The sequence below is a fragment of the Roseitalea sp. MMSF_3546 genome, from assembly GCF_030732865.1.
Lineage (GTDB): Bacteria > Pseudomonadota > Alphaproteobacteria > Rhizobiales > Rhizobiaceae > Roseitalea.
Genome location: NZ_JASHKB010000018.1, coordinates 1 through 26,671 on the forward strand (window position 1 = coordinate 1; position 26,671 = coordinate 26,671).

Genomic DNA, 26,671 nt, shown 5'->3' on the forward strand with positions numbered 1-26,671 from the left:
TCGGGGACAGGCGACAATCCCCCGCCATGGTTCTTTCGCCGTTCATTCCCGCTTATCGGCAATTGCCTCGAGCGCTTCAAGATCGGCGCCGCCGATCAGATGCCGGTTGGCCGAGATCAGCGCCACCGGCCAGTCCCACCATGCGATCGCCACAAGCCGCGCGATCGTCGCCGCGTCATGGCGCATCCTGACCACGCGCGCCGGATTGCCGGCAACGATCGCATAGGCCGGCACGTCGCGCGTGACCACCGCGCGCGCCGCGACGATCGCGCCGTCGCCGATCCGCACGCCGGGCATGACCATCGCCTCCCGGCCGATCCAGACATCGTTGCCGACGACCGTGTCGCCGCGCAGCGCCGCCGTCCACCGCGCGACGTCGAAGCCGGTCTCCCAGCCCTTGCCGAAGATGTTGAACGGAAACGTCGAAAAGCCGTCGGTGGCGTGGTTGGCCCCGTTCATGATGAAGCGCACATCGGTGGCGAGCGCGCAGAACCGGCCGATCACCAGCCGGTCGCCGATGAACGGGTAGCGGTAGAGCACGCACTTGTCGGCGAAATGCTCGGGGCCGTCGGGGTCGTCGTAATAGGTGTACTCGCCGATCTCGATCTGCGGGTCGTCGACGAGCGGCTTGAGAAAGCCCACGCGCGCGTGTTCGGCGATGGGGAACGGGTCTTGGGGATCGGGTCCCATCGAAAAGCTCCGATAATGGTGGGGGTTGTGTCGGTCGGTTGACGATCCGCCCCGCGGCGGCATCGCTCGCCGCCCTGGTGATGGATCGGAGCTTATCTGTTCATCGGACCTGATCCTCGCCTGTCTTGCCGTCGTGTTCTTGGGCCGCTACTCGGCCGGCTTGTTGGCCTTGCCCTTGCCGAACATGCCGCGCAGATTGTCCCACAACTCGATCTTGGCGCCGTTGCGCTTCATGATCACGCCCTGCTGGATGATCGACAGGAAGTTGTTCCACGCCCAGTAGATCACCAGCCCCGCCGGGAAGGTGGCCAGCATGAAGGTGAAGATCACCGGCATCCATTTGAACACCATCGCCGTGGTCGGGTCGGGCGGCGGCGGGTTCATCTGCATCTGCAGGAACATGGTGATGCCCATCAGAAGCGGCCACACGCCCAGCATGAGCAGCGGCCCGATCAGCGGCACCATGGACGGATCGTAGGGCAGCAGGCCGAACAGGTTGAAGATCGATGTCGGGTCCGGCGCCGACAGGTCCCGGATCCAGCCGAAGAACGGCGCATGGCGCATCTCGATGGTCACATAGAGCACCTTGTACAGCGCAAAGAACACCGGAATCTGGATGAGCACGGGCCAGCAGCCGGCGATCGGATTGATCTTCTCCTTCTTGTAGAGATCCATCATCGCCTTTTGCATCTTCTCCCGGTCGTCGCCATAACGCTCCTTGATCTCGGCCATCTTGGGCTGGACGACCTTCATGCGGGCCATCGACGCATAGGACTTGTTGGCGAGCGGGAAGAACACGGCCTTGACCAGGACGGTCGCCAGCAGGATCGCCACGCCGAAATTGCCGAACACGCTGTTGAGCCAGTACAGCAGGTAGAACAGCGGCTTGGTGATGAAGTGGAACCAGCCCCAGTCGATCAGCAGCTCGAACTGGCGGATGTCCCGGTTCTCCTCATAGGCATCGACGATGCGCGTCTTCTTGGCGCCGGCGAACAGCATGCTGGTCACGGTCGCGCTCTGGCCGGCATTGATGGTCACCGGATCGAGCAGGAAGTCGGCCTGATAGCGCTCGGCGCCGTCGGTGAAATACGAATAGCGCGGCTGGAAGCTGGCGCCCTGTTCCGGAATCAGCGCGGTCGCCCAGTACTTGTCGGTGATGCCCAGCCAGCCGTCATTGGACTTTCCGGGCACGAACTGGCCCTCGTCGCGCATCTGTCCGAAGGAGTGCTCTGTCAGCCCGTCCTCGCCGGTCACCCCGATCATGCCCTCGTGCAGGATGAAGATCGGCGGCGTGGCGGGAATGGTATAGCGCGTGGTGCGGCCATAGCCCTGCAACGCCACCGCCCCGACGCCCTCGTTGACGATCTGGTCGGTGATCGTGAACATGTAGTTGTCGTCGACCTCGACGGTACGCGCGAATGTCAGCCCGTCCGGGGCCTGATAGGTCAGCGTGACCGGCGATGACGGGGTCAGCGTGGCGCCTTCGGGCGCCTGCCACTGCGCCCCCGGTCCCGGCGCACCCTCGATCCCGGTATAGCCGAACTCGGCGAAATAGGCGTCCGGACCGCTCACCGGCGACAGAAGGTCGACGATCGGCGAGTCCTGGTCGGGCTCGACATGGTAGTTCTTCAGCGACAGGTCGTCGAAGCGTGCGCCGGTCAGATTGATGGAGCCGGTCAGCGTGGGCGTGTCGATGGCGATGCGCGCATCCGCGCCGACCGCCGCCTCGCGCCCCTGCCGGGCGGCGATCCCGGCCGCTTCTCCCGGAGCGTTGCCGTCGACCGTGGCGGCGGGAATGTCGCCGGGCGCCGTGCCCGGCTGCGCCGGCGCGTCCTGCTCGACGGTCGCCTCGGCCTGTGTCTGCGCCTCCAGTTGCGCCTGACGTTCGGCCTCGATCTGCGGATTGACGTAGAAGATCTGCCACAGCGTCAGGATCAGCACCGAAAGTCCGATCGTCAGGAACAAATTGCGGTTGTTCTTGTCCATGAGGTTCAGTGTCCGGTTCTGATGGTCCGCGTCGGGCCGGTCCTGCCGCTGCCGGCCGGCCGTGCCGCACGTGTGTGGGCTCGTGCGATCGCCGCGCGCAGATCCTCGCACAGGGCTTGGAAATCGGCGGTTAACACATCCCGCTTGGCGACAATTACATAGTCATGTTGTGCGCGCATGTCATCAGCGGCGGCAAGGCGAACCGCCTCTCGAAGGCGCCTTTTTATGCGGTTGCGCTCGGGCGCATTGCCGCACTTCTTGGTGACGGTGAAACCGATCCGCGGCGCCGTGCCCGCTTCGTCCGGCTCGCGCCTGCGCACTTCCAGGCGCACATAGGCCCCGTTGGCGCGCGTTCCCCGCCGCGCGGCGAGAAACTCGGCACGCCTGCCCAGGATCCGGTAGGCCCGGCTCTTGCCGGCTGTGACCATGGCCATGCGCGCACATGAGGGCGTCTCGTCGTCGCCGGCCTGCGCCGGCCGATCGGCGCTTATGCCGACAGCTTCTTGCGGCCCCTGGCGCGGCGCCGTGCCAGGACCTTGCGGCCGCCCGCCGTAGCCATGCGGGCGCGAAAGCCGTGCCGGCGCTTGCGGACCAGGCGCGAGGGTTGATAGGTGCGTTTCGTCATCGTGATACCCGCCGCGCGGGGCGGCCTTTCCCAGCGATTGTCAAGATCACGGGGCGCCTGGATGCAACGCGCAGCGTCGCCGGACAGGCCTGCCCGATCGTGACCGGGCTTATGATGCAGGCGATCGCCCATGTCAATGCGCGCAGGCCCCGATCCGGCCGGCCACGGTCAGCCGCCGCGCTTTGGTGCTCCGATCGGGGCTTTCGCATCCCGCTGGCGGCACCCACCGGTGCCGATGGCTGTATCGCGGGATCGCCCGCAACGCCTTGGTCGCGTCTTGTCTGCGTCCGCGACATCGGCCGGGTATCGGGTGCTGACTTCGCTCGAACGGGCTCACCGGCGCGTGACCGCCCGCCCGGCCGGGCTCACGCTTTGTCATGTCACCGCGATGTGAGTTGTTCTTGAGCCCGCCCGCCCTCATCTGGACACGCAAGGCAACCGACGTTTGCGCCAACCCGCGATTGGACCCGACCGTGATGACTGATAAACCGCTTGCGATGTCCGAAGACACCCGTCCCCCGGCCGCGGCCGGCCTTGCCGCCATCGCAAGGCGCTTTGCGCCGCTGGCGGTGATTCTCGCCGGACTGGTGTTCGCCTATCTGATGGGCTGGCAGCGCTTCTTCTCGATCGCGTTCCTTGCCGAGAGCCGTGAGAGCCTGACCGCCTTCGTTCAGGCGAACTATCTGCTGGCGACCGGCGGCTTCGCCGTCCTTTACGCGCTCGCCGTGGCGTTCTCCTTTCCCGCGGCCTCGGTCCTGACCATCTTCGGCGGGTTCCTGTTCGGCTGGCTCGTCGGCGGGCTGCTGGTGGCCGTCGGCGCGACCACGGGGGCGACCGCGATCTTCCTGGCCGCCCGCTCCGCCTTCGGCGATTTCCTGCGCGCGCGCGTTGGCGGCCGCGTCAAGGCGCTCGCCGACGGCTTCGAAGAGGACGCCTTCAGCTATCTTCTGGTGCTGCGTCTGGCGCCGGTGTTTCCGTTCTTCGTCATCAACATCGCGCCGGCGCTGTTCAACGTGCCGCTGCGCGTCTATGTGCTGGCGACCTTCATCGGCATCCTGCCCGGCACCTTCGCCTACGCCTATCTCGGCCAGGGCGTGGGCTCGGTCCTGGAGGCCGCCGAAGCGGCGGGCACGACGGTGACCCTGGGCGACCTCGTCACCAGCGAGATCACCCTTGCCTTCGTCGCGCTCGCCGTGGTCGCCGCCATTCCGCTCGTCGTCAAGCGCCTGCGCGGCCGGACCAACCGCGAGGCCGGCTGATCGCATTTTATCCGGGGCGCGACCGCCTCACACCATGCGCGAAAGGGAGCCATCCGAACATGGCTGAAGTGCTCACGCCGGACATCTGCGTCATCGGCGGCGGATCGGGCGGGCTGACCGTCGCCGCCGCCGCCGCCGCCTTCGGGGTCGACGTCGTGCTCGTCGAGGGCGGCGCGATGGGCGGCGACTGCCTGAACTATGGCTGCGTGCCATCCAAGGCCACGATCGCCGCCGCCAAGGCCGCCCACGCCATGCGCCATGCCGGCAGCTTCGGCATCGCGCCGGTCGAGCCGCAGGTCGACTTCAGGGGCGTGCACGATCACGTCCACTCGGTCATCGCGCAGATCGCGCCGCACGATTCGGTCGAGCGCTTCACCGCGCTCGGCGTTCACGTGATCGAGGCCTATGGCAGGTTCACCGGGCCGGAGACGGTCGTTGCCGGCGAGTACGAGATCCGCGCCCGGCGCTTCGTCATCGCGACCGGCTCCTCGCCTCTCGTCCCGCCGATCCCGGGCCTGGACGCGGTCGGCCACCTGACCAACGAGACCCTGTTCGAACTGACCGAGCGTCCCGAGCACCTGATCGTCATCGGCGGCGGGCCGATCGGCATGGAGATGGCCCAGGCCCATCGCCGGCTGGGCGCCGAGGTGACGGTGCTCGAGGCCTTCAAGGCGCTTGCCAAGGACGATCCGGAACTGGCCGCCATCGTGCTCGACCGGGTGCGCGCCGATGGCGTCGATATCCGCGAAGGCGCCAAGGTCGTCGCCGTCGGGTCCAGCGAGGCGGGCGGCGTCCGCGTGACGATCGAAAAGGACGGCGCGCAATCGACCGTGGACGGCAGCCACCTTCTGGTCGCCGTCGGCCGGACGCCCAATATCGACCGTCTGGACCTCGACAAGGCCGGCATCGACCATGACGGCAAGGGCATCAAGGTCTCGCGCGCCCTTCTGACATCGAACCGCAAGGTCTACGCCATCGGCGATGTCGCCGGCGGGCTGCAGTTCACCCATGTGGCCGGCTATCATGCCGGGCTCGTCGTGCAGTCGATCCTGTTTCGCGTGCCCGGCCGGGAGAACCGCGACATCGTGCCCTGGGCGACCTATACCGATCCCGAACTCGCCCATGTCGGCCTGACCGAAGCGCAGGCGCGCGCCCGCGGCGGCGCCGTGACCGTGCTGCGCTGGCCCTACAAGGACAATGACCGCGCCCGCACCGAACTGAAGACCGAAGGCCTGGTCAAGCTCGTCGTCGACAGGCGCGGCCGGGTCCTGGGGGCCACCATTGCCGGTGCCAATGCCGGCGAGATGATCAACATCTTCGCGCTGGCCGTCGCCAACAAGCTCAAGGCCGGCGACCTGCGCGGCTTCATCGCGCCCTATCCGACCATGACCGAGATGACCAAGCGCGCCGCCACCGCCTTTTCGGCGCCGATGACGAAGAAACCCGCCGTGCGCCGGCTGATCGGTTTTCTGCGCCGTTTCGGCTGACGGGCAGCGGCATTGGCCAAAACGGTCGTCCGGCATTACGTTGCAGCCATGACAGCGCCCCGAACCGAGCCGCAGGAGACCCTGGACGAACCGCCCGCGCGCCCCGCGCCGGGCCGTCCGCGCCGACGCCTGTCGGCAAAGCTGCTGTGGCTGACCATCCTGTTCGTGATGATCGCCGAAGTGCTGATCTTCGTGCCTTCGGTCGCCAATTTCCGCATCACCTGGCTCGAGCAGCGGCTGAACACGGCGGCCGCCGCCAGCGTGCTGATCACCGCCGAGGCGACCGCGCAGCTGCCGCGCCGGGTGCAGGACGACGTGCTCATGGCCATCGGCGCCAGGGCGATCGCGCTGCGCATGGGCGGGGAGTCGCGCCTTCTGGTCGTCTCCGAAATGCCTGGCGCCGTCGACCGCCATGTCGACGTCACCGATTTCACCGCGCTCGGCGCGATCGGCGACGCCTTCGCCACGCTGTTCGTCGGCGGCGACGAGATGCTGCGCGTGACCGGCGCCATCGGCGACAGCGACGGCCGCATCGAACTGGTCATGCCCGACAGCTATCTGCGCGAGGCGATGCTGGTTTACGCCCGCAACATCGCGGTTCTGTCGCTGATCATCGCGCTGATCACCGCCACGCTTGTGTTCCTGGCCATCAACCGCATCATGATCCGTCCGATCGAGCGCATGACCGCCTCCATGTTGCGCTTTGCGGCCGATCCTTCGAACGCCGACGCGGTGATCCGCCCGGCGCGGCGCGATGACGAACTGGGCATTGCCGAGCGCGAGCTCGCCGGTATGCAGGCACGGCTGCAGTCGACCCTGCGCAGCCAGAAGCGGCTGGCCGATCTGGGTCTTGCCGTTTCCAAGATCAATCACGATCTGCGCAACATCCTGGCTTCGGCGCAATTGCTGTCCGACCGGATCGCCGACACCGACGACCCGTCCGTGCGCCGTTTCGCGCCCAAGCTGATCCGCACCATCGACCGGGCCGTGACCTACACCTCCGAAGTCCTGTCCTATGGCAAGGCGCAGGAACAGGCGCCGGCGCGGCGCCGGGTGCGGCTGGCCCGCATCGTCGCCGATGTCGAGGAACTGCTGGGCCTTGAGCCGGACGATCCGATCCAGTTCTCCGCCGCCATCGACGAGGGCATGGAAGTGGACGCCGATCCCGAGCAGCTTTTCAGGGTGATCATGAATCTGAGCCGCAACTCGGTGCAGGCCATGCGCGGCGACGACGACCCGGTCACCGTCAAGCGGCTGTCGATCTCGGCGGCGCGCATGGGCACCCTCGTCATCATCTCCATCGAGGACACCGGTCCCGGCCTGCCGCAGAAGACGCGCGACAATCTGTTCGCCCCTTTCAGCGGCGCCGCGCGCAATGGCGGCACCGGGCTCGGCCTTGCCATCGCCAACGAACTGGTGCGCGCCCATGGCGGCACGCTGGAGTTGCGCGAGGACCGCGCGGTGGGCACCCATTTCGAGATCCGCCTGCCCGACGCTCCCGCCGCCATATCCGGCCGGCGCGGCGAACGGGCCGATGCAACGCAGACCCGCCAGACACGCCGTTCATCGGCAAGCGGGCACTGATCGCACCGACTTGTGCGATCGTGCTTGCAATTGCCGCGCCAAGCGACTACCTAGCCGGCTTGTCGCGGTCCGACAGGATCGGCGCCAGCACCCGTAGCTCAGCTGGATAGAGCACCAGACTACGAATCTGGGGGTCGGGAGTTCGAATCTTCCCGGGTGCGCCAATCATTTCAAGCACTTGTCGCCGCCGCCACGGTCCCCTTGTCCCGTTCCTTCGTGGGCACCTTCTCGAATTGGTCGGCCGTGCGAGGCCCGCGATCGATCCGCTCGGAGATGAAGACCCGCCTCGTCCGAAAAGCGGAACGACCTGGGTATTGAAAAACGACGAGCATGCTTCGACCGACAGGAGCCGAACAGACAGGTCCCGCGAAGCTGCCGAACCGGCCGAAACAGAAGACGGCGAAAACGGTTTGATGAACGGCCAAGCGGCTAACGATTTCGCCGACCGATCAGAAAACGAGGAGCCTTCCGGTCGGGCAGGCACAATGTCGTCGGGGCCGGCCACCCAAACAGCCAGATCGTCCGCGGGCCTTGCTTTCGCATCTCGACCAATGAAGTCCTCCATCGTCGGTGGGCGAGCGTGCGTGACTCGGTCAAGGCCTTCAAAGCATGACATCGTCAACCGAATGCGCCCGCTCCGATCAACTGACGATCGCCAGCCAGATCGCGGCGACCGCGACCACCCACAGCGCCACCCGGCCCCAACGGCTTTCGCGCGCCTCGGCCTTGCCGATCGCGTTGATGCTTTCCTGCGACAGCCGGATGCCGTTGTCGGCCATGTCTTCGATCTCACGCGCGAAGCGTTCGGTGCGCTCGGCCAGATCGGGCAGTTGCCGCGCCAGCCGCAGCGCCGAATGCACGCCGTCGCGTGTATCCTTGGCAAGTCCGGCCGGGCCCAGATTGCGCCGCACCCAGTCGCCGACGATCGGCTCGGCCGCCTGCCACATGTTGAACTGCGGGTCGAGCATGCGCGCATTGCCCTCGGCGACCACCATGGTCTTCTGAAGCAGCAGCAGTTCGGGCCGGGTCTGCATGTCGAAAATGTCGGTGACATCGAACAGCAGCGTCAGCAGATTGCCCATCGAGATGGTCTCGGCCGACTGGTCGTGGATCGGCTCGCCGACGGCGCGCAGCGCCTGGGCGAACGCCTCGACATCGTGGTGCGGCGGCACGTAGCCGGCCTCGAAATGCACCTCGGCCACCCGGCGATAGTCGCGCCGGATGAAGCCGTAAAGGATCTCCGCCAGAAAGCGCCGCTCTTTGATCCCGATGCGGCCGGCAATGCCCAGATCGACGGCGACGATGTCGCCATTGGGCACGACGAACAGATTGCCCGGATGCATGTCGGCGTGAAAGAAGCCGTCGCGCATGGCATGGCGCAGGAAGGACTGGATGACGTTGACCGCCAGCTTCTCCAGATCGTGGCCGGCGGCCCTGAGCGCTTCGATGTCGCTCATCTTGATGCCCTCGATCCACTCCATCGTCAGGACGTCGCGTCCCGTGCGCTCCCAGTCGACGCGGGGCACGCGGAAGCCGGGGTCGTTCCGCGTGTTCTCGGCCAGTTCGGAAAGCGCCGCGCCCTCGAGCCGCAGATCCATCTCGACGCGGGTGCTCTGGGCCAGCGTCTGCGCGACGGCGACCGGGCGCAGCCGGCGCGTGGCCGGGATGTAGCGCTCCTGCATGCGCGCGAACATGAAGAAACTCTGAAGGTCGCGGTCGAACCGCGTGCGCACGCCCGGCCGGATCACCTTGACGGCGACCTTGCGTTCGGACCCGTCGCGGTTGCGCACATGGGCCGGGTGGACCTGCGCGATCGACGCCGCCGCAATCGGCGGGTCGAAGCGCGAGAACAGTGCCGTGACCGGAAGGCCGAGCGAATCGGCGATGCGCTCCTTGGCCTTTTCGGTGGGAAAGCTCTCCATGTTGTCCTGCAGATTGGCCAGATCGAGCGCCATCTGCAGGCCGATGATGTCGGGGCGCGTGGCCAGGAACTGGCCGAGCTTGGCATAGGAGGGGCCGAGCCGGGCGATCGCCTTGGTCATGCGCTGGGCGCTGTCGAGCCCCTCGGCGCGGCGCCGCGCCAGCCGCGTGGCGATGGCGTGTCCGGTCCGCGCCGGGCCCGAGAGCCCCTGGCGCGGCAGGGCCGCGATCACGCCTTCGCGCGAGAGCACCCACACCGCGCGGGCAAGGCGCATAGCTGCAAGCCAGGTGCTCATCGGGTCAGATCTTCCAGCCCGAGTGCAGCGCGGCGATGCCGCCCGAATAGTTGCGCCAGCGCACGCGCGACAGGCCGGCCTTTTCGATCATGGCGGCAAAGTCGCGCTGACGGGGAAACTTGCGGATCGATTCGACGAGGTAGCGATAGGGCTCGCCATCGCCGGCGACAAAGCCACCGATGCGCGGAATGGCGTTGAACGACCATGCCTGGTAGAACTGCTCGAGGCCGGGCACGACGACCTCGGAGAATTCCAGACACAGGAACCGTCCGCCGGGTTTGAGCACGCGCCGGGCCTCGCCGAGCGCGGCCTGGATGTCGGGCACGTTGCGAATGCCGAAGGCGATGGTGTAGGCGTCAAAGGCGTCGTCCTCGAAGGGCAATTGCTCGGCATTGGCCTCGACGAAATCGAGATTGCCGGCAATGCCGCGACGTTCGGCGCGTTCGCGGCCGACCGCGAGCATCGAGCCGTTGATGTCGAGCACCGTGACATGGGCATGGCCGCGCGAGGCGTCGATCGCGCGCAAGGCGATGTCGCCCGTGCCGCCGGCGACGTCGAGCATGCGCCAGCCGGGCCGGCGCGGCGGGTTGAGCGCGGCGATCATCGCCGCCTTCCAGGCCCGGTGCATGCCACCCGACATCAGATCGTTCATCAGGTCGTAGCGTCGGGCGACCTTGTGAAAGACGTCGTCGACGCGGGCCTGCTTCTCGCCTTCGGTGACGTTCTCGTAGCCGAACGAACGCTTCATCGCGTCGTCGGTGCCTGTGCGTGAATCGGACATGAGGCCTGCTATGGGTCGGTTGCGCGCGAACTCGCTTTGCGCTCATTTAGATCAGATGCCCGGCAAATGGAACGCGCAAGGGCGGGAGGGGAAAATGCCGCAGTTCGAAACCGCCGTCGGGGCCGCAGCACCGGACCTGCCGCAGGCCGTCATCGCGGTTCCCAAGGCGGAACTGCACTGCCATATCGAGGGCGCGGCGAGCCCGGCGCTGGCCATGCGCCAGGCGGCGCGCCACGGCGTCGATCTTTCGGGCGTGATCGCCGATGGCGCCTATCGCTGGGCGAATTTCACCGAGTTCCTGCAAGTCTACGACACCATCGCCGGGCTGTTCCGCTCCGAGGAGGATTTCGCCGCGCTCGCCCATGACTATCTGGTCAGCCTGGCCGCGCAGGGCTGCATCTATTCGGAGATCTTCATCGCCACCGACCATGCCGAAATGGTCGGTCTCGGCGCGGCGGGCTACATTGCCGGCCTGGCCGCCGGCATCGAACGCGCAAGGCACGAAACCGGCATCGAGGGCCGGATGATCGCGACCGGGCTGCGCCATGGCGGCCCCAAGGCGGTCGAGCGGGCGGCGCGCTACATCGCCGACAATCCGCATCCGCTCGTCACCGGCTTCGGCATGGCCGGCGACGAGCGCATGCATCACCCCAAGGACTTCGTGCGCGCCTTCGACATCGCGCGCGCGGCCGGTCTGGGCATCACCGTCCATGCGGGCGAACTGTGCGGCGCGCACAGCGTGCGCGATGCGCTCGATCATCTCGCGCCCGAGCGGATCGGCCATGGCGTGCGCGCCATCGAGGATCCGGCCCTGGTCGCGCGGCTCGCCGCGGAGGGCGTGGTTCTCGAAGTGTGTCCGGCCTCCAACATCGTGCTGGGCGTCTTTCCCGGCTATGGCCGGCACCCCTTCAACGCACTGCGGGCGGCGGGCGTGCGCGTGACGCTCAATTCGGACGATCCGCCGCATTTCCGATCATCGATCGGCAATGAATACGCCATCGCCCATCAAGCGTTCGGTCTCGATGCGGCGGCGCTGCGATCGGTCACCCGCACGGCCATCGAGGCGGCGTTCTGCGACGCGCCGACGCGCGCCCGGCTGCTCGCGGGGATCGACGCGCCGACCGATTGACTGTGCATCACGGCCGCAAGGCGCGCCCCGGCTCTTCCGTGGCGTGCCGATGACCGCTAGGCTGCCGACGTCCTTCTCCTAAAGGCCGTCCCATGCAAAGCGTCACCGTCGTCGATCACCCGCTCGTCCAGCACAAGCTCACCCAGATGCGCAAGAAGGAGACCTCCACCGCCGGCTTCCGGCGGCTTTTGCGCGAGATCTCGCTGCTGCTGTGCTACGAGGCGACGCGCGAACTGCCGATGACGACCGAGACCATCGAGACGCCGCTGACCGACATGGAAGCGCCGCTGCTGGCCGGCAAGAAGCTCGTCTTCGCCTCCGTTCTGCGCGCCGGCAACGGGCTGCTCGAGGGCATGCTCGATCTGGTGCCCTCGGCCCGGGTCGCCCATATCGGCCTTTACCGCGACCCCGAAACGCTGGAGGCGGTGGAGTATTACTTCAAGGCGCCAGAGGATCTGTCCGACCGGCTGAGCATCGTCGTCGACCCGATGCTGGCGACGGCCAATTCGGCCATCGCGGCGGTCGAAAAGCTCAAGGCGCGCGGCGCCAGGGATCTGCGCTTCGTGTGCCTTCTGGCCGCGCCGGAGGGGGTCGAGCGCTTCTCGAAGGCCCATCCGGACGTGCCGATCATCACCGCGTCCATCGACAGCCATCTCAACGATCACGGCTACATCGTTCCGGGGCTGGGCGATGCGGGCGACCGGATGTACGGCACCAAGTAGCGGCAATTGCGGCCGTCGCGGCAACAGCCGGTTAACCGGCGCGCCAAAAGCTGGGCTCGATTAGCCATTTGACAAGCCTGCCGCCCGACACTTGGCCGGCAGGGAGACCGCGATGTTCCGCTATGTCATGTTGCTGGCCGGCGTTTCGGCAGCCGCCATCGGCTGGGCCGAGTTCGTCACCGGCAATCCAGAGCGCATGGACGAGATCGCCGGCGTGGCGCGCGAGGAACGGCCCGAAGCGCCGGCGAACGACACCGGGACACAGCCCGTGACGCTTGCCGGGGTGGAGCGCCTGCGCGCCGACCGGCGCGGCCATCATATCGCCGAGTTCCACCTGAACGCGGTGCGCGCCAAGGGCATGATCGACACCGGCGCGACGGCGGTGGCGATCAACCGGTCAACGGCCCGCCGCGCCGGCATCGCGCTGACGCGGGCCGATTTCATCTATCGGGTCGACACCGCCAACGGCACGGTCAGCGCCGCCCTCACCGTGCTGGACGAGGTGCGGCTCGGGTCGATCCGCGTGCGCGACGTCGAGGCGCTCGTGCTGGAGGACGACGCGCTGAACACGGTGCTGATCGGCATGAGTTTCATGAACCGGCTGCGCGGCTTTTCCGTCGAGAACGGCACGCTGGTGCTGCGCCAGTAGCCCGCGCCGTCCGGCACCTCGTGTACCGCCCGATCCCCGCGCCCGGCACGATCGCCAACACCCGTCGCTTGACCCTCGACCGCTCAGCCCGTCACCTTCTCGGCGATGACCGGCCGCGCGGCGGGCGCTTCGTCCGCTATCGTCACCGCAGCCAGCACGGCCTGTCTGGCGCGGGCCATGCCCGCCGTATCGCGGGCATGGATGCGGGCGATGGGATCGCCACTGTCCACCCTGGTGCCGATGCCGGCGATGTCGGACAGGCCCACCGCATGGTCGATCGCATCCTCGGCGCGGCGGCGGCCACCGCCCATCTCGACCACCGCGACACCGATGGCGCGGGTATCGATTGCGGCGAGGAAACCACCGGCCGGCGCCGGCACATCCTCGATCAGCGGAGCGTCCGGCAGATGGTGCTCGAAGCGCTCGATGAAGTCGGCCGGCCCGCCCAGCGCGTGGACCATTCGGCCGAAGGTCTGCGCCGCCGCGCCGTCATCGAGCACCTGATGGGCGCGCTGCGAGGCGCGGGCGAGATCGGTCTCGAGCCCGGACAGGACGATCATTTCGGCGACGAGCGCCATCACGACCTCCTCGAGCCGTGCGTCGCGATGTTCGCCGGTCAGGAACCGCACCGCATTGCGCACCTCGACCGCATTGCCGGCGGCCGAGGCGAGCGGCTCGTTCATGTCGGTCAGGAGCACGGTGGTCTTCGTGCCCGCGCCGTTGGCGACCTCGACCAGGCTCCGGGCGAGCGCCCGCGAGGCCTTCATGTCGTCGAGGAACGCGCCGTTTCCGAACTTGACGTCGAGCACCAGCGAACCAAGGCCCGCGGCGAGCTTCTTGGACAGGATCGAGGCGGTGATCAGCGAAAGGTTCTCCACCGTCGCCGTGACGTCGCGGACCGCATAGATGCGCTTGTCGGCCGGGGCGAGATCGCCGGTCTGGCCGATGATGGCGCAGCCCACCTCGTCGGTCACCGCGCGGAACAGCGCGTTGTCGGGTGCGACATCGTAGCCGGGGATCGCCTCCATCTTGTCGAGCGTGCCGCCGGTATGGCCAAGGCCGCGGCCCGAGATCATCGGCACGGCGAGCCCGCAGCTCGCCGCGATCGGCGCGAGCATGAGCGAGACATTGTCGCCGACGCCGCCCGTCGAATGCTTGTCGGCGATGGGATGGCCGATGCCCGACCAGTCGAGCACGTCGCCGCTGTCGCGCATGGCAAGCGTCAGCGCCACGGTCTCCTCGCGTTCCATGCCGTTGAAGAAGACGGCCATGGCGAAGGCGGCGATCTGCGCATCGGTCACCGATCCGTCGGCGACGCCGCGCACGAACCCGGCGATTTCCTCGCCGGTCAACACGCCACCATCGCGTTTGGTGCGAATGAATTCCTGTGCCAGCATGCCCGTTTGTCGCCCGCCCTGCGGTGGCCGTCAACCGATCGCCGTCACAACGGCATGTCGGCGATGAAACGCGTCAGGATCGCCTGCAGCCGCCTGCCGCCGACCGGCGCCATCTGCTTGGTCTCGTCGTGGGACAGTTCGCCGCCGGTCATGCCGGCCGCGTAATTGGTGATCACCGAGCAGGCCGCGCAGTCGAGCCCGGCGAACCGGCCCAGGATCACCTCGGGAACGGTCGACATGCCGACCGCATCGGCGCCCATGGAGCGTGCCATGCGGATCTCGGCGGGCGTCTCGAAGCTCGGTCCGGAAAACCACATATAGACGCCTTCGCCCAGCGCGATGTCCTCGGCCCTTGCGGCCGCCCGCAGCCGGTCGGAAAGCTCGGGGTCATAGGCGCTCGTCAGGCCGACGAACCGCCGGTCGCTCTCCTCGCCGATCAGCGGATTGGCGCCGGCGAAGTTGATATGGTCGGTGATCAGCATCACCGAGCCGGGCGGCAGATCCTGCCGCAGCGATCCGGCGGAGTTTGTCAGCACCAGATTGCGGATGCCGAGCCCGGCGAGGATCTCGATCGCCGGGCGCATCACCCCCGCATCGCCCTTCTCATAGTAGTGGGCGCGGCCCGACAGCATCAGCACCGGCTTGCCCGCCAGCCTGCCGGCGACCAGTTCGCCGGCATGGCCGCTGACGCCCGAGGCCGGAAATCCCTTCAGTTCGCCATAGGGGATGTGCACGGCATCGCTGACCGCCTCGACCAGCCCGCCAAGACCCGAGCCCAGCACGAAGGCGGTCACCGGCGCCAGCCCTTCGAGCTTGTCGACGATGTGATCGATGGTCGTGATCATGGGCGCAGGACATCCGTGTCGAAGGCAAGGGGAAGAAGGTCGGCCAGCGCGATGGTCCGGGCGATGCCGCCGGCATCGCACAGATGCACCCTGGCATGCGGCGGGGCGAATTCGGCCAGACGCTGGCGGCAGCCGCCGCACGGAGTGCACAGCGGCAGTTTTTCGGCAAGAACGCAGATGTCGGTGATCTCGCCGCCGCCGGCCATCACGTAGTGCGACAGCGCGGTGGTTTCGGCGCACCAGCCCTCGGGATAGGACACCACCTCGATATTGCCGCCGGCATGAATGGCGCCGTCGGCGGTCAGAATCGCCGCGCCGACCGGAAAGCGCGAATAGGTCGCCCGCGACTTGCCCATCGCATCGATGGCGGCACGGTAGAGTGCGGCGAGGTCGGCCATGTCAGCGCTCCTTCACATAGGGCTGGCCGCCGGCCTTGGGCGGGATCGCCCGGCCGATGAAGCCGGCCAGCAGCACCACCGTCAGGATATAGGGCAGGGCCTGCATGAATTGCGGGGGAACCTCGAACAGGCCGGGGATCTCGATGCCGGCAAAGCGGATCGCCACCGCGTCGAGGAAGCCGAACAGCAGGCAGGCGAACATGACGTTGACCGGCTTCCACTTGGCGAAGATCAGCGCGGCGAGCGCGATGAAGCCCTTGCCGGCGGTCATGTCCTTGACGAAGCCGGCATTCTGGGCGACCGACAGATAGGCGCCGGCAAAGCCGCACAGGATACCGGTGCAGATCACCGCGCGATAGCGCAGCCAGGTCACCGAAATGCCGGCGGTGTCGACCGCGCCGGGGTTCTCGCCCACCGCGCGCAGCCTGAGGCCGAAGCGCGTGCGAAACAGCACCCACCAGGTGAACGGCACGGCGAGAAAGGCCAGATAGACCAGGATCGAGTGACCCGAAATCAGCTCCGAATAGACGAGCCCGACAACCGGCACGCCGGAAATGGCCTCGGCGAAGGGCAGTTCGATCGCGGTGAAGCGGCTGCCGTCGGCGCTCAGCGGCGGCGTGCGTCCGCCCTGCCGGAACCAGGCCTGCCCGAGAATGACGGTGGTGCCGGCCGCGATGAAGTTGATCGCCACGCCCGAGACGATCTGGTTGCCGCGGTGGGTGATCGAGGCAAATCCGTGCACCAGCGCAAGGCCGATCGAGACCATGACGGCGAAGAACAGGCCGATCCAGGCCGAGCCATAGACGGCGGCCGCCGCCGCGCCGGCAAAGGCGGCGGCCAGCATCTTGCCCTCGAGCCCGATGTCGAAGATGCCCGCGCGCTCCGAGTAAAGGCCGGCGAGGGCGGCGAACATCAGCGGGATCGACAGCCGCACCGTGGAATCGAGGATCAGGATGAAGGTTTCGAGCGCGCCCATGGCCGGCCTAGCGTGTCACTGCTGCAGAGGGCTTGGGCCGCCCCTCGGCCAGCCCGCCGAAGGCGCGCGCGATCGCCGGCCGGAACATGTGCTCGAGCGCGCCGGCGAACAGGATCACCAGCCCCTGGATGATGACGATCATGTCGCGCGAGATATTGGGCATCTCGAAGGCGATCTCCGCGCCGCCCTGATAGAGCATGCCGAACAGGATGGCGGCGGGCACGATGCCGGCGGGGTGCGACCGGCCGATGAGCGCCACCGCAATGCCGACGAATCCCGCACCGGTGACGAAGTCGAGCTGCAGGCGTTCCTGGTCGCCCATCACCGGGTTGAGCGCCATCATTCCGGCGAGCGCGCCGGAAATGAGCATCGTGACGACGATGATGCGCGTGTCCCGAACCCCGGCATAGCGCGCGGCGGTGGGCGAAAAGCCCATCGTTCGGATCTCGTAGCCAAGGCGCGTTCGCCAGATCAGCACCCAAACGCCGAAGGCGGCGGCCAAGGCCAGCAGGAAGGTGACGTTGAACGGCGCCGAACGGACATTCATGCCGAACATCTCGATCAGCCAGTCAAGGCGCGGCAATTGCGCGCCTTCGGCGAAGTCGCGCGTCGCCGGCACCTGGCTGCCCAGCGGCTTGAGCGGGCCGACCAGCAGATAGACCATCAGGCTGGCCGCGATGAAGTTGAACATGATGGTGGTGATGACGATGTGGCTGCCGCGCCTGGCCTGGAAATAGGCGGGTATGAAGGCCCAGGCCGCGCCGACCAGCCCCGACATGACGGTCGCGGCGATCAGCGTGATCCACCAGGGCGCCACCGTGTCCAGCGTCAGCGCCGCGATGGCGACACCGAGCCCGCCGACATAGGCCTGCCCCTCGCCGCCAATGTTGAACAGCCCGCAATGAAACGCCACCGCCACGCACAGGCCGGTGAAGATGAAGTTGGTGGCATAGAACAGCGTGTAGCCGATGCCGTCGCCCGAGCCGAAGGCGCCCTGAACCAGCAGCGCCGCCGCGCGCAGCGGGTTTTCGCCGACCAGCAGCACGACCAGCCCGGCGACGAGAAAGGCGACGACCAGGTTGATCAGCGGGATCAGCCCGTAATCGACCCAGCCGGGCAGTTTGGCATAGGGCGCTGCCATGGCTATTCGGCCGCCTCGGTTTCCGGTTCTGTGGAGCGTTCTTTGGTGCGGGGCGCCTCGGTCTCATCGGCGACGCCGGCCATCAAGAGCCCCAGTTCGCCCTCGGTCGCCTCCGGGCCACGCTCGCCGGCGATGCGTCCGGCGAACATGACCAGGATCCGGTCCGACAGCGAGCGGATTTCGTCGAGCTCCACCGAGACGAGCAGCACCGCCTTGCCGGCGTCGCGCATCTCGATGATGCGCTTGTGGATGAACTCGATGGCGCCGACATCGACGCCGCGCGTGGGCTGGCCGACGATCAGGACGGCCGGATCCTGTTCCATCTCGCGCGCCAGCACGATCTTCTGCTGGTTGCCGCCGGAAAAGTTGGCGGTCTTCAGCCGGCAATTGGGCGGGCGGATGTCGTATTTCTCGATCTTCTCGGCCGCATCGCGCCTGATGCTGGCCAGATCGAGCATCGGCCCGTTCACATAGCTGTCCTTGGCATGATAGCCCAAGATGGCGTTCTCGTTCTCCTCGAACTGCAGCACCAGCCCCATGTGATGGCGGTCCTCGGGCACATGCGCCATGCCGCGCGTGCGCAGCATGGCCGGATCGGCCTCGCCGGTCACGCTCACCGGCTCGCCATCGAGCGTCACGCGGCCGTTCTCGGCGCGGCGAATGCCGGCGATCGCCTCTATGAGCTGGCTCTGGCCGTTGCCCGCCACCCCGGCAATGCCGACGATCTCGCCGGCGCGAACCTCGAAGGACACATCATCGACCATCGTCACGCCGCGACTGTCCCTGACGGTCAGGTTCTCGACGGCGAGCTTGACGGCGCCGGGGCTGGCCTCGCCCTTTTCGACCCTGAGAAGCACGCGGCGGCCGACCATCAGTTCGGCCAGTTCCTCGACCGAGGTCTCGGCCGTCTTGCGCGTGGCGACCATCTCGCCCTGCCGCATCACCGAGACATTGTCGGTGACGGCCATGATCTCGCGCAGCTTGTGGGTGATCAGGACGATCGTCTTGCCCTGCTCCTTGAGCTGGCGGAGGATGCGGAACAGATGGTCGGCCTCGGGCGGGGTGAGCACGCCGGTCGGCTCGTCCAGGATCAGGATCTCGGCGCCGCGATAGAGCGCCTTGAGGATCTCGACGCGCTGTTGCAGCCCGACCGGCAGCTCCTCGATGATCGCCGAGGGATCGACCTCCAGCGCATATTCCCTTTCCAGCCGCTCCAGTTCGGCGCGGGCCCGCGCGATGCCGCCGGAGAGCAGCTGCGCGCCCTCCGCGCCCAGCATGACGTTCTCGAGCACCGTGAAATTCTCGACCAGCATGAAATGCTGGTGGACCATGCCGATGCCAAGGGCGATGGCGTCATTGGGCGTGTTGATGGTCACCGGCTGGCCGCCGACCCGGATCTCGCCCGAATCGGCCTGGTAGAAGCCGTAAAGGATCGACATCAGCGTCGACTTGCCGGCGCCGTTCTCGCCGATGATGCCGTGGATGGTGCCCTGCTCGACGGCCAGATCGATATCGCGATTGGCATGGACGGCGCCGAAACTCTTGTTGATGCCGGCCAGCTCGATTGCGTATGGCGCCATGAGGGGGTCCGTGCCCGGAAGGAACTTGTTCAAACGTTTAAAACCTAGCATTTCTTTTCGTTGAATCCAGCACGAAAACACGCTCTCAAGCCGCCGCGCACAGCCGCGATGGCGGCATGTCGCGGCGCATTTCTTAGACAGCGCCGGCCGCCCGTGATAACCATTGCGGCGAGCCGGGGTGGCGATCGTGCAGGACCATCGATGGCAAGGACCCAGAACGAACGTCTCGACGAGCTTGAAATCCAGGTCGCCCACCAGGCCCGGACGATCGACGAACTCAACGAGGTGGTCACCGCCCAGGACGCGGTGATCGCCGATCTGAGCGGCAAGCTCGAAGCGCTGCGGCACCGGTTCGGCGAGCTCGAAAGACGGCTCGGCGAAGCGCCGCCGGTCGACAGGCCGCCGCATTGGTAGGCGCCGGGACGCACGCGTCGTGATGACCGACGCCGCCCTGCTCGCCCCGGCTGCAACAGCGCTCGTCATCATGGCGCTGTTCGTGGGCTTTTCGCTGGAGTGGCGGGCGCCCGAGGTGGTGGCGGGCCTGGGCGTGACGGCCCTGCTTGTGCTCGGCATCGTCGATGTCGGCGAGGTGCTGGGCGTTCTGTCCTCGCCGGCGCTGGCGACGATCGCGGCGATGTTCGTGCTGTCCGCGGCGCTGGTGCGCACGGGCGCGGTCGAACGGCTGGCGCGGTTCGCCACCGGCCACGCCCGGGCGCGGCCGGCGCTGACCTTCTTCACCTTCCTGGGCGCGGCGGCGGCGATGTCGGCGGTGATGAACAACACCCCGCTCGTCATGCTGATGATCCCGGTCGCCATCCAGATCGCGCGCGAGACCAGCCAGTCGCCCTCCAAGCTGCTGATCCCGCTGTCCTATGCGGCGATTCTGGGCGGCACCTGCACGCTGATCGGCACCTCGACCAACCTTCTGGTCGACACGGTGGCGCGCGATGCCGGCCTTGCGCCCTTTTCGATCTTCGAGATCGCGCCGGTGGGGCTGGTGGTCGCTTCGGTCGGCATCGTGGTCATGTTCGCCGCCCGCGGCCTGCTGCCCGAGCGCCAGGGCATTGCGGCGCTGAGCCCGGCCAGCGGCGGGCGCAAGTTCATCGTCCAGGCGGTGATCGAGCAGGGCTCGCAGCATATCGGCGCCCATGCCCGTGAAGTGCCCGCCTTCAACCAGCCCGACCGGCGCATCATCGACGTGCTGCGCGGCGATGCCTCGCTCAGGCGCGAACTGGACGACGTGGTGCTGCGCGCCGGCGACATCGTCGTGCTGCGCTCGCCGGTGGCCGAGATCCTGTCGATGAAGGAGGAGGGCCAGCTCGGCGCGCCCGGCGACCGGCGCCTGCAACAGACCGGTGCGCGCAGCTCGACCGTGATCGAGATCCTGATCGGCCCCGGCGCGCGCGTGCTCGGGCGCACGCTGCGCCACCTGCGCCTGCGGCGCCGCTACGGCATCTATCCGATCGCCCTGCATCGCGGCGGACTGAACATGGCCGACCGGTTCGAGACGACGCCGCTGGAGGTCGGCGACACGCTGCTGATCGAGGGGGCGCCCGAGGACCTGTCCCGGTTCGCCGAGGAGAACAATCTGGTCAATGTCTCCGAACCCGCCGAGCGCGGCTACCGGCGCGACAAGGCGCCGCTCGCCATCGCGATCACGCTGAGCGTGGTCGTGGGGGCGGCGTTCAACGTCCTGCCCATTGCCGGGCTGGCGCTGATCGGCGCGGTGCTGGTGTTGGCCACGCGCTGCGTGGAAGCGGACGAGGCGGTGCAGATGGTCAACTGGCGGGTGCTGGCGCTGATCGGCGCCATGCTGGCGGTCGGCATGGCGATGGAAAAGACCGAACTCGTCGCCATCATCGTCGGCGCGGTCGAGCCGTTCCTGATGGATCTGGCCCCCATCGTTGCCCTGGCGGCGGTCTACATCCTGACGACGGTGCTGACCGAACTGGTCACCAACAATGCCGTGGCGGTGATCGTCACGCCGGTGGCGATCGGGCTCGCCACCGCCCTCGGGCTCGACCCGCGCCCCTTCGTGGTCGCGGTGATGATCGCCGCCTCGGCCAGCTTCATCACGCCGATCGGCTATCAGACCAACACGCTTGTCTACAATGCCGGCGGCTATCGCTTCACCGACTTCCTGCGGCTGGGGCTGATCATGGACGTGACCACCTTCGCCATCGCCATGGTGATGATCCCGCTGGTCTGGCCGTTCCAGTGATCCGGTTCGGACACTGCCATCGCATCGCGACCGCGCACCCATGCGGGCTCTCGCAGTCGCCGGACAATCTGCGCGCGACCGTAAACGCTGTACGCCGACCGCTTGCCGGCGATTGTCGTGTCGTGCCGCCTCGATCCGGGCGCGAGCAACGCGCGCAAGGCTTGCCGGCGCGCCCTGGTCATGGTGACATGGCTTTGGCCCACGCGGCCTGCCCCAACCGTGATCGATCGGCTGCACGATGCCCGCCATCGCCAACATCGAAACCTTTGTCGTTGGCACACCCGAAGGCACGCCGGGCGGGCGCTACTTCATCTTCGTCAAGCTGACCGACAGCGACGGCGTGATCGGCTATGGCGAGGCCTACAATGCCACGTTCGGCCCGCATGTCACCGCGGCGATGATCGAGGACGCGGCGGCGCGCTACCTGATCGGGCGCGATCCGCACGACGTGGAGACGCTGTTCCGGCGGTGCTACGCGTCGGGCTTCTCCCAGCGGCCGGACATCTCCATGATGGGCTGCCTGTCAGCGCTCGAAATGGCCTGCTGGGACATCATCGGCAAGCATGCCGGCCAGCCAGTGCATCGGCTGATCGGCGGCGCGGTGCATGAGCGGCTGCGCTCTTACACCTATCTTTATCCCGCCACCGGCTCGGTCTACCCGGCCGAAACGGAAGGCCGGACCGTCTACAACGATCCGGAAACGGCGGCCCAGGCGGCGCTGGCATGGGTCGCGCGCGGCTTCACCGCGATCAAGTTCGACCCGGCCGGCCCCTACACGATCCACGATCCGCACCAGCCGCTCCTGACCGACATCGAACGGTCGGCGGCGATGGTCGCCGCGGTGCGCGAAGCGGTCGGCACCCGCGCCGACATATTGTTCGGCACGCATGGCCAGTTCACGCCGTCGGGCGCCGCGCGCATGGCCAGGGCGATCGAGCCCTACGATCCGCTATGGTTCGAGGAGCCGGTGCCGCCCGACATGCCCGAGGCGATGGCCGCTTTCGCCCGCGCGACCACGATTCCGGTCGCCACCGGCGAAAGGCTGACGACCAAGTATGAGTTCGCGCGGCTTCTGGCGATGGGCGCGGCGCAGATCATCCAGCCCGATCTCGGTCGGTCGGGCGGCATCCTGGAGACCAAGAAGATCGCCGCCATCGCCGAGACGCATCACGCGCTTGTCGCGCCGCACTGCTATTGCGGCCCGATCGCGGCGGCGGCCAACATCCAGCTGGCCGCGAGCCTTCCCAATTTCCTCATCCTGGAAGCGATCAGGGACTGGTCCGGCTTTCATGCGGAACTGCTCGAGACGCCGCTTGCGCTCGAGGACGGCTACACGACCGTGCCGACCGGGCCGGGACTGGGCGTGGCGCTCAACGAGGCCGTCGCACGCGCCCACCCCTATGACGGACCGGATCTGCACCTTGCGATGGACGACACGCCGGTGGTGCCATAGGGCAGGGCAGGCGGGCAGCGCCGCTCAGGCTCGTAGCGGCGCCACCGGCTCCTCCTACGCCGTGCCGGCGCTCGACGTGCGCGAGTTCATGTCGAACCTTATCGAGCCGATAACGCCCAGCCAGATAGCCCAGCGGCTCGGCCGTTCGTTGCAGGAGGTCTATCGGGTGGTGCTGGTTCTTGAAGGGCGCGGCTACCTGATGCGGCCGCGCCGTCCGGCCGCGCCCCGTCGGCCCGGCGCCATCTCACGCCCGAACCGGCCGCCGCCGAACCCGCGGAGGAACCGCTCCCATTTGCCCGTTGACGACGGCCGTGAACTGTTGTTACCTACTGGTCGGTAATCTAACGGGAGGAGCCCAGTATGCACATGTTCTCGACCGGTCTGAAGGCCGCCGCGGTGGCCGCGGCAGGGCTGATGCTCACCGCCGCCCCCGCTGCCGCGCAATGGCAGCCGGATCGCCCCATCAACATCATCGTTCCTTGGTCGGCGGGCGGCTCCACCGATCAGGTCACCCGCGTCGTCGCGCCGCTGCTCGAGGAGGCACTCGGCACCGAGGTGGTCGTCGTCAACCAGCCCGGCGCGTCCGGCTCGATCGGCACGGCCGCCGCGCTCGAGGCGCCGCGCGACGGCTATACCTGGACCGCCAACGCCATCGCCAACAATGCCACCTATGCGGTCACCGGCCTGATCGAGGACACCTCGATCGAGGACTACAGGATCTATCTGCACGTCGCCAACGTGCCGGTCGTCAGCGTCAATGTCGACGCGCCCTGGCAGGACTTCGGCGAGCTTCTCGAAGCGATGAAGAACGAGCAGATCACCATCGGCACCGCCGGCGTGAACTCGTCGGGCGGCATGGCCCTTGCGGCGCTGCGCGAGGCCGCCGGCGAGGACTTTTCGGCGCGCATGGTCACCTATGACGGCGGCAATCCGGCGGTGATCGCCGCGGCCAGCGGCGAGGTCATGGCGACCACCCAGCTCGCCGTCGAGCAGACCGAGATGATCCGCGCCGGCCGGCTGCGGGCGCTCGCCGTCCTGTCGGACGAGCCGCTGACGGTGGAAGGCATCGACCCGATCCCGCCGGTCACCCAATGGCTGCCCGACATGAAGATCGCGGCCGACTATTTCGGCGTCTTCATCCCGGTGGGCGCGCCGCAGGAGGTCTATGACACGGTCGACCAGGTCTGGCAGGACGTCGTCATGAATTCCACCGAACTGCAGGAATACGCCTCCGACCGCGGCGCCGTGTTCGCGCCGAGCTATGGCGAGGCGGCCCTGGAGGTCGCCATGCCGGTGGTGATCCTGGAAGCCTGCGCCCGCGTCGATCGCGGCGAAGCCGTCATCGACCCGTCCGAGATAGGCATCGACTGCGCGGCACAGTAGGCCGACCCGACGCCCGTGGCGCCGACCGGCAGCAAGGCCGGCGCCACGGCGCTTTGCACCGGCCCGGTGCCGGTCCATACTCGTTCCCTTCTTAACCTGTGCTCGGGCTTGGCATGCGGTTCGACAGTGCACGCGCCGACCAGATCACCGCCATCGTGCTGTTCGCACTGGGGCTGGCGATGCTCATTGGCGGCTACACCATGGACCGGCTGGAAATCCGCCAGATTCACCCGGCGAGCATACCCGGCCTGCTGCCCATGATCCTGGGCGCGACGATGATGGTCTGCGCGCTCGCCCTGTTCGCATCGGCCTCGGGCCGGGCCGAGCGGGCCGCCGGCGATGACCGGCAGGAAGGTGCCGAAGCCTCCTCGGCAAGCTGGTCGAACCTCGCCTTCGCCGCCGGATACAGCATCGTCTATGCGCTCGTGCTGGTCGGCACGCTGCCCTTCTTTGCGGCGACGGCGATCTATATCAGCGTCTTCGTGATCCACTTCACCTTCGATCCGCGGCAATCGCTGCGCGGCCGGGCGGTCAGGGTCGCCCTGGCGATCGGATTTGCGGTCGTCTCCGCCGCGGCGGTCTCCCTTTTGTTTCAGGAAGCGTTTCTGGTGAGGCTGCCGTGATGGAGGGACTTGCGACCTTTGCCGGCACCTTCGGCACGTTCCTGGCGCCGACCATGCTGTTTCACGTTGCCTGGGCGACGCTGCTGGGCATCTTCGTGGGCTCGCTGCCCGGCCTGACGGCGACGATGGGTGTCGCGCTGCTGACCACCTTGACCTACACGCTCGACCGCGACGCGGCGATCCTCGTTCTGGTGTGCATGTATGTGGGCGCCATCTATGGCGGCTCGCGCAGCGCGATCCTGCTCAACATTCCCGGCACGCCGGCGAGCGCGGCGTCCTCGCTGGACGGCTTTCCGCTGGCGCGCGCGGGCCGCGCCGGATACGCCATGGCGCTGGCGACGGCGGGCTCGGCGCTGGGCACGCTCGTCGGCATCCTGCTGCTGGTCATGCTGGCACCGCCGCTGGCCGAGGCCGCGCTCAATTTCGGCTCGTTCGAATTCTTCTGGCTGGCCGTGTTCGGCATCGTCATCTCCGGCCAGCTTACCGGCGGCGTCAGCCCGCTGAAGGGCTACATCGCCGGCCTGCTCGGGCTGATGGTGGCGATGATCGGCTCGGAGGGCATCCATGCGCATGTGCGCTTCAACATGGGCTTTTCGCAGCTCAATGGCGGCATCGGCCTGATCCCGGCCATGGTCGGCGCGTTCGGTTTCGCCGAGGTGCTCACCGTGATGTGGCGGGCCAAGGCCAAGCTCGTCATCGACAAGAACGAAAAGGACCGCATCCTGCCGCGGCTGACCGATGTCTGGCGCTACAAGTTCACCATCGGTCGCTCGGGCGTCATCGGCACCCTGGTCGGCATCATTCCCGGCGTCGGCGAGGATATCGGTGCCTGGGCGTCCTACGCCACCGCCAAGCGCATTTCCAAGGAGCGCGACCAGTTCGGCAAGGGCTCGCAGGAGGGCCTGACCGCCGCTGAGACCGGCAACAGCGCGGTCGTGCCCGGCGCGCTCATTCCCGCGCTGACGCTGGCCGTGCCCGGCTCGGCGCCGGCGGCGGTGCTGATCGCGGCGCTGTTCATCCACGGCGTCCGGCCGGGGCCGATGATCATGATCGAACAGCCCGATTTCATCTATTCGGTCGCCGTGATGCTGGTTCTGGCGACGCTGGCGATTGCCGTGTTCGGACTGCTGCTCAGCCGCGTCTTCGTGCTGGTGCTGCGGGTGCCGCGCGAGATCCTGATGCCTTTGGTCTTCACTCTTTGCGTCATCGGGCCCTATGCGCTGACCCAGCGCATCTTCGAGATCTGGGTGATGGTGGTGTTCGGGGTGCTCGGCTTCATCCTGCGGCAGATGAACTATCCCATGGCGCCGCTGGTGCTGGGCATCATCCTGGGCACGCTGCTCGACAAGAGCCTGCGGCGCGGGCTGATCCTGTCCGATGGCAGCCTGACCCCGTTCTTCACCCGGCCGATCTCGGCCACCTTTGCGGCGGTGATCGCCCTGTCCATCATCGTCAGCATCCCGGCCTGCCGGCGCTGGCTGCAGGCCGGTCTGAGCAGGGCGTTCGGGCGCAAAGGCGCCTGAACG

Annotated in this window: 24 protein-coding genes and 1 tRNA gene; 13 read left to right on the top strand and 12 right to left on the bottom strand. The window is 67.6% G+C overall.

What is annotated here, in order from left to right:
- Nucleotides 1-42: 42 nt before the first annotated feature.
- The 4 genes from RBB34_RS13880 to rpmH form a co-directional block, all read right to left on the bottom strand.
- The gene (locus RBB34_RS13880; RefSeq protein ID WP_306119830.1) at nt 43-690 is read right to left on the bottom strand and encodes a CatB-related O-acetyltransferase; all 648 of its coding nucleotides are present in this window, start codon (nt 688-690) and stop codon (nt 43-45) included.
- 147 nt (nt 691-837) lie between these two features.
- Nucleotides 838-2,676: a membrane protein insertase YidC gene (gene yidC / locus RBB34_RS13885; protein ID WP_306119831.1), complete on the bottom strand. Its 1,839-nt coding sequence runs from the start codon at nt 2,674-2,676 to the stop codon at nt 838-840.
- 5 nt (nt 2,677-2,681) lie between these two features.
- A complete protein-coding gene (rnpA, locus tag RBB34_RS13890) occupies nt 2,682-3,110 on the bottom strand; it encodes a ribonuclease P protein component (protein ID WP_306119832.1) in 429 nt (142 codons plus the stop codon).
- A 53-nt stretch (nt 3,111-3,163) separates the two neighbouring features.
- Complete coding sequence (gene rpmH, locus RBB34_RS13895) at nt 3,164-3,301, bottom strand: 50S ribosomal protein L34 (protein WP_131615566.1); 138 nt, start codon at nt 3,299-3,301, stop codon at nt 3,164-3,166.
- Between the two features lie 476 nt (nt 3,302-3,777).
- Between rpmH and RBB34_RS13900 the strand changes: the two genes are divergently transcribed.
- From RBB34_RS13900 to RBB34_RS13915, 4 genes are all read left to right on the top strand, one after another.
- The gene (locus tag RBB34_RS13900; RefSeq protein WP_306119833.1) at nt 3,778-4,560 is read left to right on the top strand and encodes a TVP38/TMEM64 family protein; all 783 of its coding nucleotides are present in this window, start codon (nt 3,778-3,780) and stop codon (nt 4,558-4,560) included.
- A gap of 59 nt (nt 4,561-4,619) precedes the next feature.
- Nucleotides 4,620-6,047, top strand: a complete 1,428-nt coding sequence (locus RBB34_RS13905) for an FAD-dependent oxidoreductase (protein WP_306119834.1) — start codon at nt 4,620-4,622, stop codon at nt 6,045-6,047.
- A gap of 48 nt (nt 6,048-6,095) precedes the next feature.
- The gene (locus RBB34_RS13910; protein WP_306119835.1) at nt 6,096-7,631 is read left to right on the top strand and encodes a HAMP domain-containing sensor histidine kinase; all 1,536 of its coding nucleotides are present in this window, start codon (nt 6,096-6,098) and stop codon (nt 7,629-7,631) included.
- Nucleotides 7,632-7,718: 87 nt separating this feature from the next.
- A tRNA-Arg gene (locus tag RBB34_RS13915) sits at nt 7,719-7,795 on the top strand.
- Nucleotides 7,796-8,272: 477 nt separating this feature from the next.
- Here RBB34_RS13915 and ubiB read toward each other — a convergent pair.
- Together ubiB and ubiE are read right to left on the bottom strand one after the other, a co-directional pair.
- Nucleotides 8,273-9,847 (bottom strand): 2-polyprenylphenol 6-hydroxylase, encoded by a 1,575-nt coding sequence (gene ubiB, locus RBB34_RS13920; RefSeq protein WP_306119836.1) that lies wholly within the window; start codon nt 9,845-9,847, stop codon nt 8,273-8,275.
- A gap of 4 nt (nt 9,848-9,851) precedes the next feature.
- Nucleotides 9,852-10,628 carry a bifunctional demethylmenaquinone methyltransferase/2-methoxy-6-polyprenyl-1,4-benzoquinol methylase UbiE gene (gene ubiE, locus RBB34_RS13925; protein WP_306119837.1) on the bottom strand — a complete coding sequence of 259 codons (777 nt, stop codon included), beginning with the start codon at nt 10,626-10,628 and terminating at the stop codon, nt 9,852-9,854.
- A 94-nt stretch (nt 10,629-10,722) separates the two neighbouring features.
- Here ubiE and RBB34_RS13930 point away from each other — a divergent pair, with 94 nt between their 5' ends.
- From RBB34_RS13930 to RBB34_RS13940, 3 genes are all read left to right on the top strand, one after another.
- Nucleotides 10,723-11,757, top strand: coding sequence for an adenosine deaminase (locus tag RBB34_RS13930; RefSeq protein ID WP_306119838.1), 1,035 nt, complete (start codon nt 10,723-10,725; stop codon nt 11,755-11,757).
- Between the two features lie 92 nt (nt 11,758-11,849).
- Nucleotides 11,850-12,479 carry a uracil phosphoribosyltransferase gene (gene upp, locus RBB34_RS13935; protein ID WP_306119839.1) on the top strand — a complete coding sequence of 210 codons (630 nt, stop codon included), beginning with the start codon at nt 11,850-11,852 and terminating at the stop codon, nt 12,477-12,479.
- 112 nt (nt 12,480-12,591) lie between these two features.
- Nucleotides 12,592-13,128 (top strand): TIGR02281 family clan AA aspartic protease, encoded by a 537-nt coding sequence (locus RBB34_RS13940; RefSeq protein ID WP_306119840.1) that lies wholly within the window; start codon nt 12,592-12,594, stop codon nt 13,126-13,128.
- A gap of 83 nt (nt 13,129-13,211) precedes the next feature.
- Here the strand turns inward: RBB34_RS13940 and deoA are convergent, their stop codons facing one another.
- From deoA to RBB34_RS13970, 6 genes are read right to left on the bottom strand one after another with little or no spacing between them, the layout of a single operon-like run.
- A complete protein-coding gene (gene deoA, locus RBB34_RS13945; RefSeq protein ID WP_306119841.1) occupies nt 13,212-14,525 on the bottom strand; it encodes a thymidine phosphorylase in 1,314 nt (437 codons plus the stop codon).
- A 44-nt stretch (nt 14,526-14,569) separates the two neighbouring features.
- Complete coding sequence (locus tag RBB34_RS13950) at nt 14,570-15,370, bottom strand: purine-nucleoside phosphorylase (RefSeq protein ID WP_306119842.1); 801 nt, start codon at nt 15,368-15,370, stop codon at nt 14,570-14,572.
- The gene (locus RBB34_RS13955) at nt 15,367-15,768 is read right to left on the bottom strand and encodes a cytidine deaminase (RefSeq protein ID WP_306119843.1); all 402 of its coding nucleotides are present in this window, start codon (nt 15,766-15,768) and stop codon (nt 15,367-15,369) included. Before RBB34_RS13955 ends, RBB34_RS13950 begins: the two co-directional genes overlap by 4 nt.
- 1 nt (nt 15,769) lies before the next feature.
- Entirely contained in the window at nt 15,770-16,744 is a 975-nt protein-coding gene (locus RBB34_RS13960) for an ABC transporter permease (protein ID WP_306119844.1), read from the bottom strand.
- Between the two features lie 7 nt (nt 16,745-16,751).
- Nucleotides 16,752-17,885, bottom strand: a complete 1,134-nt coding sequence (locus RBB34_RS13965) for an ABC transporter permease (RefSeq protein ID WP_306119845.1) — start codon at nt 17,883-17,885, stop codon at nt 16,752-16,754.
- A gap of 2 nt (nt 17,886-17,887) precedes the next feature.
- The gene (locus RBB34_RS13970; RefSeq protein ID WP_306119846.1) at nt 17,888-19,465 is read right to left on the bottom strand and encodes an ABC transporter ATP-binding protein; all 1,578 of its coding nucleotides are present in this window, start codon (nt 19,463-19,465) and stop codon (nt 17,888-17,890) included.
- Between the two features lie 201 nt (nt 19,466-19,666).
- Here RBB34_RS13970 and RBB34_RS13975 point away from each other — a divergent pair, with 201 nt between their 5' ends.
- The 6 genes from RBB34_RS13975 (at nt 19,667) to RBB34_RS14000 (ending at nt 26,668) form a co-directional block, all read left to right on the top strand.
- Nucleotides 19,667-19,879 (top strand): SlyX family protein, encoded by a 213-nt coding sequence (locus RBB34_RS13975; RefSeq protein WP_306119847.1) that lies wholly within the window; start codon nt 19,667-19,669, stop codon nt 19,877-19,879.
- 22 nt (nt 19,880-19,901) lie between these two features.
- Nucleotides 19,902-21,686 carry an SLC13 family permease gene (locus tag RBB34_RS13980; protein ID WP_306119848.1) on the top strand — a complete coding sequence of 595 codons (1,785 nt, stop codon included), beginning with the start codon at nt 19,902-19,904 and terminating at the stop codon, nt 21,684-21,686.
- 238 nt (nt 21,687-21,924) lie between these two features.
- A complete protein-coding gene (locus RBB34_RS13985) occupies nt 21,925-23,139 on the top strand; it encodes a mandelate racemase/muconate lactonizing enzyme family protein (protein ID WP_306119849.1) in 1,215 nt (404 codons plus the stop codon).
- 360 nt (nt 23,140-23,499) lie between these two features.
- Nucleotides 23,500-24,522 carry a tripartite tricarboxylate transporter substrate binding protein gene (locus RBB34_RS13990; RefSeq protein WP_306119850.1) on the top strand — a complete coding sequence of 341 codons (1,023 nt, stop codon included), beginning with the start codon at nt 23,500-23,502 and terminating at the stop codon, nt 24,520-24,522.
- Nucleotides 24,523-24,635: 113 nt separating this feature from the next.
- The gene (locus RBB34_RS13995) at nt 24,636-25,145 is read left to right on the top strand and encodes a tripartite tricarboxylate transporter TctB family protein (RefSeq protein WP_306119851.1); all 510 of its coding nucleotides are present in this window, start codon (nt 24,636-24,638) and stop codon (nt 25,143-25,145) included.
- Nucleotides 25,145-26,668 carry a tripartite tricarboxylate transporter permease gene (locus RBB34_RS14000; RefSeq protein ID WP_306119852.1) on the top strand — a complete coding sequence of 508 codons (1,524 nt, stop codon included), beginning with the start codon at nt 25,145-25,147 and terminating at the stop codon, nt 26,666-26,668. Before RBB34_RS13995 ends, RBB34_RS14000 begins: the two co-directional genes overlap by 1 nt.
- Nucleotides 26,669-26,671: the final 3 nt, after the last annotated feature.

What these genes read in the sequence shown, in the direction of transcription:
- RBB34_RS13880 (WP_306119830.1), bottom strand. Translation starts at nt 690, where the DNA reads ATGGGACCCGATCCCCAAGACCCGTTCCCCATCGCCGAACACGCGCGC.
- yidC (WP_306119831.1), bottom strand. Translation starts at nt 2,676, where the DNA reads ATGGACAAGAACAACCGCAATTTGTTCCTGACGATCGGACTTTCGGTG.
- rnpA (WP_306119832.1), bottom strand. Translation starts at nt 3,110, where the DNA reads ATGGCCATGGTCACAGCCGGCAAGAGCCGGGCCTACCGGATCCTGGGC.
- rpmH (WP_131615566.1), bottom strand. Translation starts at nt 3,301, where the DNA reads ATGACGAAACGCACCTATCAACCCTCGCGCCTGGTCCGCAAGCGCCGG.
- RBB34_RS13900 (WP_306119833.1), top strand. Translation starts at nt 3,778, where the DNA reads ATGACTGATAAACCGCTTGCGATGTCCGAAGACACCCGTCCCCCGGCC.
- RBB34_RS13905 (WP_306119834.1), top strand. Translation starts at nt 4,620, where the DNA reads ATGGCTGAAGTGCTCACGCCGGACATCTGCGTCATCGGCGGCGGATCG.
- RBB34_RS13910 (WP_306119835.1), top strand. Translation starts at nt 6,096, where the DNA reads ATGACAGCGCCCCGAACCGAGCCGCAGGAGACCCTGGACGAACCGCCC.
- ubiB (WP_306119836.1), bottom strand. Translation starts at nt 9,847, where the DNA reads ATGAGCACCTGGCTTGCAGCTATGCGCCTTGCCCGCGCGGTGTGGGTG.
- ubiE (WP_306119837.1), bottom strand. Translation starts at nt 10,628, where the DNA reads ATGTCCGATTCACGCACAGGCACCGACGACGCGATGAAGCGTTCGTTC.
- RBB34_RS13930 (WP_306119838.1), top strand. Translation starts at nt 10,723, where the DNA reads ATGCCGCAGTTCGAAACCGCCGTCGGGGCCGCAGCACCGGACCTGCCG.
- upp (WP_306119839.1), top strand. Translation starts at nt 11,850, where the DNA reads ATGCAAAGCGTCACCGTCGTCGATCACCCGCTCGTCCAGCACAAGCTC.
- RBB34_RS13940 (WP_306119840.1), top strand. Translation starts at nt 12,592, where the DNA reads ATGTTCCGCTATGTCATGTTGCTGGCCGGCGTTTCGGCAGCCGCCATC.
- deoA (WP_306119841.1), bottom strand. Translation starts at nt 14,525, where the DNA reads ATGCTGGCACAGGAATTCATTCGCACCAAACGCGATGGTGGCGTGTTG.
- RBB34_RS13950 (WP_306119842.1), bottom strand. Translation starts at nt 15,370, where the DNA reads ATGATCACGACCATCGATCACATCGTCGACAAGCTCGAAGGGCTGGCG.
- RBB34_RS13955 (WP_306119843.1), bottom strand. Translation starts at nt 15,768, where the DNA reads ATGGCCGACCTCGCCGCACTCTACCGTGCCGCCATCGATGCGATGGGC.
- RBB34_RS13960 (WP_306119844.1), bottom strand. Translation starts at nt 16,744, where the DNA reads ATGGGCGCGCTCGAAACCTTCATCCTGATCCTCGATTCCACGGTGCGG.
- RBB34_RS13965 (WP_306119845.1), bottom strand. Translation starts at nt 17,885, where the DNA reads ATGGCAGCGCCCTATGCCAAACTGCCCGGCTGGGTCGATTACGGGCTG.
- RBB34_RS13970 (WP_306119846.1), bottom strand. Translation starts at nt 19,465, where the DNA reads ATGGCGCCATACGCAATCGAGCTGGCCGGCATCAACAAGAGTTTCGGC.
- RBB34_RS13975 (WP_306119847.1), top strand. Translation starts at nt 19,667, where the DNA reads ATGGCAAGGACCCAGAACGAACGTCTCGACGAGCTTGAAATCCAGGTC.
- RBB34_RS13980 (WP_306119848.1), top strand. Translation starts at nt 19,902, where the DNA reads ATGACCGACGCCGCCCTGCTCGCCCCGGCTGCAACAGCGCTCGTCATC.
- RBB34_RS13985 (WP_306119849.1), top strand. Translation starts at nt 21,925, where the DNA reads ATGCCCGCCATCGCCAACATCGAAACCTTTGTCGTTGGCACACCCGAA.
- RBB34_RS13990 (WP_306119850.1), top strand. Translation starts at nt 23,500, where the DNA reads ATGCACATGTTCTCGACCGGTCTGAAGGCCGCCGCGGTGGCCGCGGCA.
- RBB34_RS13995 (WP_306119851.1), top strand. Translation starts at nt 24,636, where the DNA reads ATGCGGTTCGACAGTGCACGCGCCGACCAGATCACCGCCATCGTGCTG.
- RBB34_RS14000 (WP_306119852.1), top strand. Translation starts at nt 25,145, where the DNA reads ATGGAGGGACTTGCGACCTTTGCCGGCACCTTCGGCACGTTCCTGGCG.